At 64.6% G+C, this 12,407-nt stretch carries 10 protein-coding genes and 1 tRNA gene; 8 read left to right on the forward strand and 3 right to left on the reverse strand.

Annotated elements, in window-relative coordinates; genetic code table 11:
- Positions 1-15 precede the first annotated feature (15 nt).
- A complete protein-coding gene (locus tag WFP44_RS07340) occupies positions 16-822 on the reverse strand; it encodes a DUF1134 domain-containing protein (RefSeq protein ID WP_336925777.1) in 807 nt (268 codons plus the stop codon).
- Positions 823-1,076: 254 nt separating this feature from the next.
- Here WFP44_RS07340 and WFP44_RS07345 point away from each other — a divergent pair.
- Positions 1,077-1,168: transfer RNA gene (locus WFP44_RS07345), tRNA-Ser, on the forward strand.
- A 157-nt stretch (positions 1,169-1,325) separates the two neighbouring features.
- Positions 1,326-1,997 carry a response regulator transcription factor gene (locus WFP44_RS07350; RefSeq protein ID WP_336925778.1) on the forward strand — a complete coding sequence of 224 codons (672 nt, stop codon included), beginning with the start codon at positions 1,326-1,328 and terminating at the stop codon, positions 1,995-1,997.
- 192 nt (positions 1,998-2,189) lie between these two features.
- On the opposite strand, the gene WFP44_RS07355 is transcribed toward WFP44_RS07350, so the two are convergent.
- Entirely contained in the window at positions 2,190-4,844 is a 2,655-nt protein-coding gene (locus tag WFP44_RS07355) for a TonB-dependent receptor domain-containing protein (RefSeq protein WP_336925779.1), read from the reverse strand.
- A gap of 116 nt (positions 4,845-4,960) precedes the next feature.
- On the reverse strand, positions 4,961-6,532 hold the full coding sequence (locus WFP44_RS07360; RefSeq protein WP_336925780.1) for a hypothetical protein: 1,572 nt from the start codon (positions 6,530-6,532) through the stop codon (positions 4,961-4,963).
- A 370-nt stretch (positions 6,533-6,902) separates the two neighbouring features.
- Between WFP44_RS07360 and WFP44_RS07365 the strand changes: the two genes are divergently transcribed.
- The 6 genes from WFP44_RS07365 (at position 6,903) to WFP44_RS07390 (ending at position 12,405) form a co-directional block, all read left to right on the forward strand.
- Entirely contained in the window at positions 6,903-7,277 is a 375-nt protein-coding gene (locus WFP44_RS07365; protein WP_336925781.1) for a tetratricopeptide repeat protein, read from the forward strand.
- 167 nt (positions 7,278-7,444) lie between these two features.
- Positions 7,445-8,107 (forward strand): lytic transglycosylase domain-containing protein, encoded by a 663-nt coding sequence (locus tag WFP44_RS07370; protein ID WP_377922686.1) that lies wholly within the window; start codon positions 7,445-7,447, stop codon positions 8,105-8,107.
- Positions 8,107-8,403 carry a TrbC/VirB2 family type IV secretion system protein gene (locus tag WFP44_RS07375; RefSeq protein ID WP_336925782.1) on the forward strand — a complete coding sequence of 99 codons (297 nt, stop codon included), beginning with the start codon at positions 8,107-8,109 and terminating at the stop codon, positions 8,401-8,403. The genes WFP44_RS07370 and WFP44_RS07375 overlap by 1 nt, the downstream gene beginning before the upstream one ends.
- A gap of 4 nt (positions 8,404-8,407) precedes the next feature.
- Positions 8,408-8,692 carry a VirB3 family type IV secretion system protein gene (locus WFP44_RS07380; protein ID WP_336920244.1) on the forward strand — a complete coding sequence of 95 codons (285 nt, stop codon included), beginning with the start codon at positions 8,408-8,410 and terminating at the stop codon, positions 8,690-8,692.
- Positions 8,693-8,728: 36 nt separating this feature from the next.
- Positions 8,729-11,155 carry a VirB4 family type IV secretion/conjugal transfer ATPase gene (locus tag WFP44_RS07385; RefSeq protein ID WP_336925784.1) on the forward strand — a complete coding sequence of 809 codons (2,427 nt, stop codon included), beginning with the start codon at positions 8,729-8,731 and terminating at the stop codon, positions 11,153-11,155.
- Positions 11,152-12,405, forward strand: a complete 1,254-nt coding sequence (locus WFP44_RS07390) for a TrbL/VirB6 family protein (RefSeq protein ID WP_336925786.1) — start codon at positions 11,152-11,154, stop codon at positions 12,403-12,405. Before WFP44_RS07385 ends, WFP44_RS07390 begins: the two co-directional genes overlap by 4 nt.
- Positions 12,406-12,407: the final 2 nt, after the last annotated feature.

The following is a 12,407-nucleotide window of genomic DNA, read 5'->3' on the forward strand; positions in this document are numbered from 1 at the left end:
GGGGCAGGATTATGCTCAGAACGGCACCCAGCGCTGCTTGCGCGAGAAGCGCATATAGCCCGCATTCACGCCCAGCCGCAGCCCTGCGCCCACGCGGATCGGGATCAGCACGGTATTGCCCTTGCGCAGGTAGCTGGCGGTAAAGCCGCCCACCAGATAGGCCTGCCCCTCGCCCGCCGGGAAACGTTCATACAGATCATCGGTATTGTCGAGATTGTAGACCAGCACGAAGGTGTTGCCCGCATTGGCCCCGGCGTCGAGACCCACCGAAGGGCCAGTCCAGTAGACGGGCATATTGCCTTCGATCCGGTGGAACAGCGTGCCCGAACCGTACCGCACGCCGAAGATGAACGCGCCGCCGCCTTCGCGGCCCACGATATAGGCGTTGGGTTCGCCCTGGCGCGACAGGATATCCTGAATCAGGCGCGCCAGCCCTTCCGCCCCGCGCCCGAACAAGCCTTCGGCCGCGCCGATCAGGTCATCTTCGGCATAGGTGGTGGCCGGCGAGGACTGCACGGGGCGCGGCGCAGCGGCGCTTGGGGCAGCAGCTGTTTGCGCGGCAGGCGCGGGATAGGTTTCCGGCGGCAGATCGAGCACCGCATCGGCATAACGGTCTGTCGGCGGGGCCACGGTGGGCGCTGTGGTCGTACCGGGTCGCGCAAGATCGGCATCGATCGCCGCATTGGGATCGACGCGCTCCATCCCCTGCGCATTCGCCATGCCGCTCCACATGAGGGCGGCGACCGCAGCGGCGAGAATGACAACCGCATGCGCCGCCCATCCGCCTGCTGCGCGGCCCGATCGGGCAATCGGCTTCACCATGTTCCGTTCCTTTTCCCCCAGCCCAAGCGGACTGCTTCACACCACAAAAGAATCCTTTGCGGCTGAAGCGGCAATGAACGCGCGGCGAAACGAATCGGATTTGCGGCGAATCGAATCCATTTGCCGCTTCACAGCCACGCCGGGATCGGCGGCGCATCCGCCAAAACACCGGCAGGCACAAATGCATGGGCGGCGCCCTCGCCCACTTGCCCCGACCCGATCCCCTCGTTATAGCCCGCCCGCGCCGCTGATGCGGAGACGTGGGTGAGTGGCTGAAACCAGTTCCCTGCTAAGGAACCATACTCCTATCGGGGTATCGAGGGTTCGAATCCCTCCGTCTCCGCCACCCGGCGCCACTTCCCCACGGCCCTGGATACCGGACCGCGCGACGTCCTTTAGGGCGAGCGGGGACTTGGCCGCACATCCGTCATATGCCAGTCACATCCCCGTGTCACCTGCACGCGCGGGCGCTCGCGCGCGCTTGTATTGCAGGGGCTTAGTTGATGAACCGCGTCAGTATCCTCACCACCGATACGCAGGCCGCGCGGTTTGACAGGTTTTCCAACGGCGAAACCGATTTCGTCTTCATCCTGCTGACGCCCGATGGGCCGGAAAAGCTGGTGGACGGGCAGGCCTGGGCCTTTGTCGACTGGGTGATGAAGGACCTCTCCGGCCTCGAAATGTGCCGCCGCCTGCGCGCCGATCCGCGGCTGGCCCAGGCCCATGTCACCATGGTGCTGGAAGCCGACGATGCCGACGATCGCCGCCGCGCGCTCAAGGCCGGGGCAGACGATTACGCCATTGGCCCGCTCGACCGGCAGGCCATTCTCGACCGTGTGCTGGCGCTGCACGCCAATGCCCTGCGCCCGCTTGCGCGGCAGATGGTCGAAGCCGGCGATCTGCAGATCAATGTCGCGGGCGAACAGGCGCGCTGGAAGGGGACGCTGATCCCCTTGCGTCCCAACGAGTTTCGCGTGCTGCGATTCATGGCGGAAAACGCCAACCGCATCCTGACCCGCGCCGAGCTGGTCCATGCGCTGGGCAAGGCGGGCGATCCCGAATACCTGCGCACGGTGGATGTGTGGATCAAGCGGCTGCGTTTTGGCCTGCGCGAAGCGGGTGCGGGGCATTTGCTGCGCACCGTGCATGGCAAGGGCTACGTGCTCGACCTGTAGGCCTGCGCCCCAGCGGCGCCCCAGCCGGCATTTCCGTTCCGTTTGGCAGGCCGAAACGGCGGCTCGCCCACTTTTGCGCGCACCAAAAAGAAGGCCCCGCCCTTCAGTGAGGGCGGAGCCTTTGGAAACGAACCGCTGGCAGGCTGCGCGTTGGGAGAGGAGATGACCAGCCTGCCCGATCCGCAAAGTCGATCAGAAATCGAACGAGATTGACGCCGAGAAGCTGGTTCCCACATTGTAGGTGTTGATTTCCAGCCGGGTCGTGCCGTCGGTCTGATATTCGAAATTGTCGCGACCCAGAATGTTGCGGGCCTGCAGCTTCAGTTCCGCTTCAGTTCCGAACAAATTGAGGCCCTGGCGCATCACCAGATCGAGCTTGAAGCCCGGATTTTCGACAATATCGGGCAGCGTGCCCGTGCCGCGGCTGGTCACGCGCTTGCTGGCATAGCCGGCCAGCACGGTGAATTGCTGCAACCGGTCCACATCCTCGAAGCTGAGCTGGAAATTCGCCAGATGGTCGCTTTGCCCGGTCATCGGCACACCGTCGCGGAACAGATTGGCCGCCGGGATTTCCAGCCCGCGATCGTTCAAAGTGATGTCATCAGGGCCAACCGAAATGTCCGACTGCGTCCAGGTGTAGTTCGTGACCAGCACCAATTGCTTGGTCTGGAATAAGCCGCCCATATCGGCAAGGTCAAAGGCATATTGCAGGTCAGCTTCAAACCCATACAGCGTCGCGCGCGGCGCATTGGCGAAGGACGACACCTGATCGTTGTCGTTGAAGGTGGAGAACACCTCGATCGGCCGCAGGATCTTCTTGTGGAAGCCGGCCAGCGAGAAGCTGCGCCCGCGTCCCAGATAGTATTCGCCGCGCAATTCCAGGTTTGTCAGCTTGCTGTCGACCAGGAAGGGGTTGCCGGTGAAGGAGCGGTTGGTTTCGGGGTCGAAATAGGGCTGGAAGATCAGTTCGCGGAACTGCGGGCGCGCGATCGTCTGCGAACCGTGGAGGCGCAGCTGGAGGCTGTCGGTCGCTTCCCACGTCAGCGTGGCGGCGGGCAGGAAGTAATCATTGTTCAGCTGGTTGCTGCGCGGATTGGCGATCGGGATGGTAAACACCTCCACCGGCCGCACGAACTGCACCGCGTCCTCGTAACGCACACCCAGATTGAGCGAGAGGCCGGTCAGCGGCTCGACCTGCACCTGGCCGTAACCGGCGTGGATTTCGAGGCCCGCCTCGAAAGCGGGATCGGTCTCGGTCGTTTCGTCGAGGCGAAGGCGGTAGTAATCGATGATCGCATCGCCCAGCAGCAGGTCGGGCCGCAGCACGCCGATACCCTGGCGGAATTCGGAAGATCGTTCCCCGTCCAGATTGAGGAACGAAAACTGCCGCCGCTCGGAATAGCGGTTGGTATCGGTGTAGGCATAACCCGCCGAAGCGCCCAGCCAGTCGGCCAGGCGATAGCTGAGGTCCAGACCGCCATACCACAGCGTTTCGTCGAGGTTGGAGAAGGCCACCGAAGCATAACCATTCTGCCGGTCAAGCTGGTTGACGAAGATATTGCCCAGCGGTGCAGGCGTGTTCTGGCGCACATAGGCAAAGTCATATTCGAACGGCGCGTCGCGCATGGTTTTGGCCCAGCCGCCGCGCAGATCGACCGACAGGTCGCCAAAACGCAGTTCGCCCACCAGCTGGCTGTTCATCAGCTGGCGTTCGTACCATGCGGTCTGCTGTTCCTTGATGTCGTCTTCCAGCACGAAATTGTAGGTTTCGGACAGGCGCGCGGTCTTGAGCGTGTCCCGGATGAACAGATTGGTCATCCGCAAACGGTGTTCACCGAATTCCAGACCCAGTCCCAGAAGGCCGTTCACCGTGATGCGGTTGTCGGTGGCAATCTCGTTGGTATCCGCGCCGGAAGTGAAATTGCCCAGCACGGCCTGCTTGAAAATGTCGCGCGTGCGCCATTCATTGCTGATCGACCCGGTGGCGACAACGCCAAGGCGCGAATCGCCGATGTCGGTTGCGGTGCCGGCAGTCAGGCTGCCCGACCAGTTGGCCGGAATATCGCCGATCTTCTGCAGCAGGATGAGGTTGGGATTGCCCAGTTGCTTGCCGATGGCGCCCTGTTCGGCCTGCGTCAGGTCCGACATACGGCGGCCGCTGTCGAGATAGGCCTGCAGCGCCGGGGGCGTGCGGCGGGTGCCGTCATCAAAACCGGTCCAGTCGGTATCCGATCCGTAATAGGACAGGCCGTTCTGGAAGGTGGTTTCGGTGTCGCCGCTCACGCCCATGCCGACCGAGAGGAACGATTCATCGGGAATGGCGCGCGTGGTGAGGTTGATCACGCCGCCGCCGAATTCACCGGGGAAATTGGCCGAATAGGTCTTCTGCACCAGCGAGGAGGCAACGATGCTGGTGGGGAAGATGTCGAGCGGGACCACGCGGCTCAGCGGCTGGGGCGACGGCAGCGGCAGGCCGTTCAGCAGCGCCAGCGAATAGCGATCACCCAGACCGCGCACGAAGACAAAGCCCTGCCCCTGCACCGAAAGGCCCGTCACGCGGCCCAGCGCGCCGGCAATGTCGCCTTCGCCGGTGCGCGCGATCTGTTCGGTGGACAGCACGCTGATGACCTGCGTGGAGGAGCGCGTGGGGTCGCGGTTGATGCGGCCCGTCACGATGATGGTATTGCCGCCAAGGGAGATATCCGGCGCGTCGAATTCCTCGTCCTGCGCTGTGTCAGCCGGTTCCGCCTCTTCGCCAGCACCGGTATCCTGGGCGTAAACGGAGACGGGAAACGAAAGCGCGGTCGAAAGAAGCAGCAGTGCCGCCAGCTGCCTGCCATTGGTCATGACCATGGATTCCCTGAAAGTTCGATACGGTTGTCGGGGGCCAAGGCCCGCCAGCTTGCGCAAAAAGGGCGCGGGGTGCCGGCACACTGGCCGACACCCCGATCCCGAATGGTCGATTAGTTGTAGACCGGCAGGGTCAGGCACGACCCGGTGTTGCCGGTGCCGAAGTTGAGGCCGCTCATGTTGCAGGTCCACCCCTGGGTCCAGTTGTTGGCGGGCGATACTGCACCGATGAAGGTCGTCGCTTCGAAGAAGCTGGACAGCGTGGTTGCATTGAAGATCGGCGTAAAGCCGGTCTCGTTCGCGCCGCCCAGATACCCTGCGGTCAGCGAATTGGTGAAGGCCACATTGTTGCCGGTGCCCCCGGTGATGAACGCCAGCGCCGCCGCAGCGGTCGCACCGCTGTTGCTGCCGTTGCGCGTGACGGTCGCACATTGGAACGCAACCGAAGCGAAGACCGGCGGGCCCAGCTCGTCAAGGCCCGCATTGGCCGCCTGAATCGTGGCGGCATCGTCAATGCGCAGGCACGGCGTTCCCGAGGCCGACTGGTCGATCACCACTGAATTGGAGATGGTCGCATCCATGCCGCCGCGCAGGCGGATCGCCTGGTCGGCCGTGAAACGCTGGATCATCGTGGCGTTGGTGAGGTTCAGATTGGTGCGCGGAACGCTGTTTTCCAGACCGTTGCTGGTATCGCCCTCGATCAGCGAGTCCGAAGTGACGGTGGAGCGCTGGACGAGAATCACATATTGCAGGTTCGCCTTCACACCCACGTCGACGTCGAGCGAGTCGTCCTCGGCGCCATAGACAATCAGGTTCTTCATGTTCACGCGGCCGCCAAAGAATTCGACCCCGTCGTCCGAGCTGTTGACCGACTGGATGTAGCGCAGCTGCGTGCCCGAACCGCTGCCCACCGTGGTGAGGCCCTGCAATTCGTTGCCCGCGCCGATGATGAAGCCCGAGAAGCGGATCTGGACATATTCGAGGCGGCCCGAATTGTCGGTATTGGTGGTGCCGCCGCCGAATGCCGGAGTGGTGGAACCTTCGAGCCGGAATTCGCATCCGTTGGTGCCCGGCGTCGCCAGCGGGTCGAAACAGTCGGTCACCTGCGCACGGCCGAGCAGAACCACGCCGCCCCATTGCGACGACGAATCCTGGCCGTTGAGGCCCAGCACGTTGTCGCGGCTGGTGAAGATGATCGGGCGTTCCGCCGTGCCGACCGCGTTCAGCTGGTTGCCGCGCGTGGCCGCGAGATAGGACGAACCGCTGGCATAGACGATCACACCCGGCTGGATCGTGAGTTCCACCGCGCTGCCCGTCGAAGCGGCGCCGCGATCGGTACCGATCAGCGTCTGGCCGGCAAGGCGATAGAGCAGGCCCGGAATATAGGGCAGCGTGCTGTCCGCATCGATTACCAGTGGCAGCGCGCAGATGCGGTAGGTGCCGGTCGGGCCCGTGATCGTGCCTTCATCGGTCAAACCGCCGGTGGCCGTAATGGTGGGACAGCCCGAAGCCGGAGTGACCAGCGACGAGGTCGGCGTGGGCGTCGGCGTCGGCGCAGGCGTGGCGGGCGGGTTGTTGATGATGACATTGCCGCCGGTGCCGGGCGATGCGATTTCTTCCGGGCCGCAGGCGGCAAGCGCCAGGATAGAGCAGCCGAGAACGAGCGAACGGGAAAGGTTGGTCACAGCAGGCGGTCCCCTATTTGTGCCGAAATTGGCAGGAAAACTTGACGCGAGAGGTTGATCGCGAATCGCCAGCTAGGGCCGCCATGTGACAGTTTGCGGACTGTGTGACGGTTGTCGGGCAAAATGGCGTTGAAACGCCGCATCGCACCATTGGCCGCTGCGCGATGAAGCCGGCAGACGCCTGCCGCACCCTTCACAAGGCGAAAACCACTCGCTTTGAAACACAGGCGCGCCGTGCCGCATCTGCAAATATTGCGTTTTTGTGACATTGTTACAGTTTTGTTGCGATGACACCCTCGCCAGCGCATTCTTGCACCATCAACGCACAGCCCCGGGCCTTTGCCGGGGGCGCGGAACAAGGAGAGATGCCATGCTGCTGGGTACGATAATGGGTGTGCTGATGGTTTCGCAGGGCAGCGCGATGGCCATGGTCGAGGAAATCCGCCGCGCGGATCAGCGCGAGGTCGCTTATGAGGAATTGTCGCAGGGCGATGCGCGGGCAGCGGTTGCCGCGCTGGAAGCGCTGCGGGCGGACAATCCCAATGACCCGGCGCTGCTGATCAATCTGGGCGCCGCCTATCAGACGCTCGGTGATCTGGTGCGGGCCGAACAGGCCTATCGCGCCGCCGCAGGCAGCGAAATCCGCTACCAGCTGGAACTGGCTGATGGCAGCTGGGTGGATTCGCGCCGCGCCGCACGCAGCGCCCTTCGTGCGCTGGAGCAATCGCGCCTGGCGATGAACTGAGGCGCGGCTTGCCCAATCACCTGATTTGGCGGAACAAAAGACTTCCCTGACGGTCGCAGATAAGGCAAAGGGTTCGGTGGCGATGCCGCCGGGCCCTTTTTGCCGTAGAGCTGTCACGCCGCTGTCATTTGTAATAAGCAAAGGCGGGGGAGGAATGGAGGCTTTTCTTGGTGATTCTTCGCCAACCCCTTGCTCTTGTCCGGCTTTCGGTCGCTGCGGCACTCTTGCTCGCGGCAGGCACTGCGCGCGCCGATGTGCTGGAAATCGCGCCCGGCGGCGAAGCGCGCTGGGTGGCAGGGCCGATCGCCTCTGCCCATTCAACCGCACAAGGCCTGCAAGGTTCCTTCGTGCCTGATGCCAGCCCTGATGCCAGCCTTGCCGCGGCGGGCATACCCGAACACGCCGTGGCCGACACCGCCTTTCAGGCGCGCGGCGTGCCGGCCCGCTATACCCAGGTCGTGGCACAGCTTTCTGCCCGCTACGATCTGTCGCCTGCCTTGATCGAGGCGCTGGTCTGGCAGGAAAGCCGCTGGCGCGAAAATGCTGTCTCGCACGCCGGCGCCCGCGGCCTTGCGCAATTGATGCCCGGCACCGCGCGCGATCTGGGCGTGAACCCGCACGATCCGGTTGCCAATCTGGAAGGCGGCGCGCGCTATCTGCGCGAACAGCTCAACCGCTTTGGCGGCAATGTCGAACTGGCATTGGCCGCCTATAATGCCGGGCCCGGCCGCGTGATGCGCGCGGGCGGTATCCCGCGCATTGCCGAAACACAGGATTATGTGGCCCGCATCATGGGCCGCCTGTCCAGCCATTCCCGGAGTAACCCGTAATGCGTTTCCTTGCCCCCGTTCTCGCTGCTTTTTCCCTGCTCGCCCCCACGGCGGCGCAGGCGCAATCCACCGCCGGGTCCGGCCCGATCGAAGCGGCGCTTTACTGGATTCAGGGCACCATGCTGGGCAATGTCGCCACTGCGGTTGCGGTGATGGCGGTGGCGGCTGTGGGCTTCCTGATGCTGACGGGCCGGATGAACTGGCGCTTTGGCGCAACGGTCATCATCGGCTGCTTCATCATCTTTGGCGCGGCAACCATCGTGGCCGGCATCCAGAGCGCGGCGGCAGCAGGCTGATCCGGTGAGCCAGCTTGTCCGCCATCCCGTGCACCGCGCTTTGACCCGGCCGCAGATGTTTGCCGGGGTGACGATGAATTATTTCATCATCAACGGGCTGGTGACGACCGAGGCGTTCCTGATTCTGAAAAGCCTGTGGATCATCCCCATCCCCTTCGTGATGCACGCGATCGGCTATTTCGCCTGCCTGCGCGAACCGCGCATCTTCGATCTGTGGATCACCAAGGTCAGCAAATGCCCGCGCGTGCGCAATTTCAAGCGCTGGGGCTGCAACAGTTACACCGCCTGACAACCGCCCGGTTTGGGGCGGAAAGGACTCGACGTTATGAACAAGTGGCTGGGAGCAGCGGCGTGGAACGCCAAGGAGGCGCAAGCGGGTGACCGCCTGCCCTATGCCACGCTGGTCGATGGCGACACCGTGCTGCTGCGCGACGGATCGCTGATGGGCGCGCTGCAAGTGCCCGGCCTGCTGTTCGAGACCGAGGATACCGATGCGCTCAATGCCCACGCCGCCACGCGCGAGGTGATGCTGCGAAGCAATCTGGATGCGCGGTTTGTGCTCTATCACCACGTCATCCGCCGCCGGGTGGAAGTGGAGCTGGACGCGACATTTGACGATCCGCTTTCCGCGCATATCGACGCGCGCTGGCGGGAAAAGCTGTCGGCGGGCGCGCTGTTCGTAAACGACCAGTTCGTGACGCTGGTGCGCCGCCCGGCGCGCGGCAAGGCGGGCTGGGGCGAGCGCCTCAGCAAGCTGTTCAAGGGCAAGGCCACCGCCGCGGAAGAAGTCGATCCGCGCGATTTGCGCACTTTGCGCGCGGCGCTTCAGGCGCTGGCGGCTTCGCTTTCGGATTACGGCGCGCAGATGCTGGGCGATTACACCGGGGCCAGCGGGGCTGTGAATAACGAGCTGCTGGAACTGCTGTCCGCGCTCTATAACGGCGAGATGCGCCCGGTTCGCCGCCCCGATGATGGCACGGATATCGGCTTCATGCTGCCTTACCGCCGCGCCAGCTTCGGCATTGATGCAATGGAATTGCGCGGTGCCAGCGGGGCGGATTGCGCCGCCATGCTCAGCCTGAAAGATTATCCGGACGCGACCAGCCCCGGCCTGCTCGACCCGCTGCTGCGCCTGCCGCACGAAATGGTGGTGACCGAAAGCTTCGCCCCGCAGGAACGCCAGACCGCGCGCGAGCGGATTGATCTGGCGCTGCGCCGCCTGCGTTCGGCGGACGAGGACGCGCAGGCCGAACGCGCGGATATGTTCGCCGCGCGCGACGAACTGGGCGCAGGCAGCGTGGCCTTTGGCGACCACCACTTAAGCGTGCTGGTGCGCGAAACCACGCTGGAGCGGCTCGACGATGCCACCGCGCGCGTGGCCGCTGCCTTGGCCGATACCGGCGCAATTGCCGTGCGCGAGGATACCAATCTGGAACCTGCCTTCTGGGGCCAGTTTCCGGGCAACGAGGATTACCTTGTCCGCCGCAGCCTGATTTCCACCGCCAATATGGCGAGTTTCGGCAGTTTCCACGGCTTTGCGCTGGGGAAGGCGGAGGGCAATCACTGGGGACAGGCGGTCACGCTGCTGCAAACCACCAGCTCGACGCCGTTCTTCTTCAATTTCCACAATGGAGACCTCGGCAATTTCACCGTCATTGGCCCGTCGGGTTCGGGCAAGACCGTGGTGATGAACTTTCTGGCAGCCCAAGCGCAGAAGTTTTCGCCTCGCACCGTGTTGTTCGACAAGGACCGCGGCGCGGAGCTGTTCATTCGCGGCATTGGCGGCAGCTATGAACGCGTGCGTTCGGGCGAGCCTTCGGGCTTCAACCCGCTGGCCCTGCCCGATACGCCCGCCAACCGCGCCTTCCTGCGCGACTGGCTGGGCGTGTTGCTGAGCGCGCAAGGCCCGGAGGAATTGCAGACCATCACCGCCGCGGTGGATGCGGCCTATGCCAACGATCCTTCGCTGCGCCGCCTGCGCCACTTCAAGGAACTGGTATCGGGCAGCCGCCGCCCGCAGCCCGGCGACATGGCCGACCGGCTGAGCGCGTGGATCGAGGATGGCGAGCACGGCTGGCTGTTCGACAACGCCACTGACAAGCTCGACCTCACCACCCGCGTGATGGGGTTCGACATGACCGCGCTGCTGGAAAATCCGCGCCTGCGCACGCCTGTCATGATGTATCTGTTCCACCGCATTGACGAGCGGCTGGACGGCGAGCCGACGATGATCCTGATCGACGAGGGTTGGAAGGCGCTCGATGACGAAGTGTTTGCCGCCCGCATCCGGGATTGGCTCAAGACGCTGCGCAAGCGCAACGCGCTGGTCGGCTTTGCCACGCAATCCGCGCGCGACGCGCTCGACAGCCGGATTGCGACCGCGCTGGTCGAACAGACCGCGACAATGATCTTCATGCCCAATGCGCGCGCACGGGCAGAGGATTATTGCGAAGGCTTCGGCCTGACCGAGCATGAGCTGGCGCTGATCCGCAGCCTGCCTGCGCACAGCCGCTGTTTCCTGGTGCGCCAGCCCGATGCAAGCGTGGTGGTGCGGCTCGATTTGTCGAACGCGCCCGAAGTGCTCACCATATTGTCGGGCCGCGAAAGCTCGGTCCGGCGGCTCGACCTGCTGCGCGAGGCGGTGGGCGATGATCCGGCGCTGTGGTTCCCGGCACTCACCGGCAAGCGCTGGCCGGGCGAAGCGCCGACACAGGCGAGCGACGATCTCGACAAGTGGGAAGCGGCGGAGTGACAGCCATCGCCGCCTCTCCCCCCGTTGCAGGCGGGATCAACCAGTGCCAGGCCGCGCTGGAAGGCGTGGGCGCGGGCATCGGCGCATCGCTGCGGGCGATTGATTGCGCGGCAGGGCAAATGTCGCAGGCCGCCTTCAGCCGCATTTTCGGCCCTGACGGCGCCTTTGTGCTGCCGCTGCAAATCATCCTCACGATCTTCGTCGCGCTGCTCGGCTATGGCCTTGTCACCGGGCGGCTGCGCATTGGCCTGTCGGCGCTGGCCCCCCGCCTCATCACGCTGGGCGTGGTGCTGACGCTGGCCACCAGTTGGATCGCGTTCCAGAATGTATTCTGGAATTTCCTGGTGGGCGGGCCGGACGAGATTGCCGGTGTGCTGATGGGGCAGGATGGGTCGGCCACCACCATCTTTGCCGACAAGCTGGATGTGGTGATGTATTCGCTGATGGAGGTGTCCGGCGGGCAAGGCGCGTCGGAAACCACCTCGATCTTCTCGCCGCGCGGGCTGCTGTGGGCGGGGGCGACCATGCTGCTGCTGGGCACGGTGGGCGTGCTCGCCACCTGCAAGATCGCGCTGGCGGTGCTGCTGGGACTGGGGCCGATCTTCATCGTGATGGCGCTGTTCAACGGCACGCGCGGCCTGTTTGCCGGATGGCTGAAGGCGGCGGTGCTGATGGCGCTGGCGCCGCTGTTTGCGGTGCTGGCGGGATCGCTGATGCTGGAACTGGCAACGCCGGTTCTCTCCGCGCTGCTCACTACGCCCGGACAGATCGACGTGCGCCCGGCCATGGCCTTCTTCATGATCGGCGCGGTGCATCTGGCGCTGATGGCGATGGTGATGAAAGTCGCCTCCACCATGGTGGCGGGGTGGAGCGTGTTCGGCATTTCCGCGCCGTCCGACCGCAATGACGAACGGCGCGGCTCCTCATTTGGCGCCGATCGGCCAGCCATACCGGCAATGGCAGGCCCTGCGGGCGCTGCGGGCGCGGCAGGTGCTGCCGCCGTCTCTGCGGCTCCGGCGCGCGACATCCGCGTGGCCACCGCCGCCGGATTGCAGGCCGCCAACGATACCGCCGCCAGTGGCGGAGCAAGCCGCATCACCACGCGCGAAACGCGCATCATTGCCGGCGCCGCCGGGGCCGCGCAGGCCGGGCCGGGCGCCCAACCCGGCGTGTCGCGCGCGCGCGGCATCGGCAGCCGCTTCAAATCTGCACCTGTCCGCAAGCCCGGACGCTCCACGGAGAAATCGTGACC

Origin of the sequence: Alteraurantiacibacter palmitatis (genome assembly GCF_037154115.1) — a bacterium.
GTDB lineage: Bacteria > Pseudomonadota > Alphaproteobacteria > Sphingomonadales > Sphingomonadaceae > Alteraurantiacibacter > Alteraurantiacibacter palmitatis.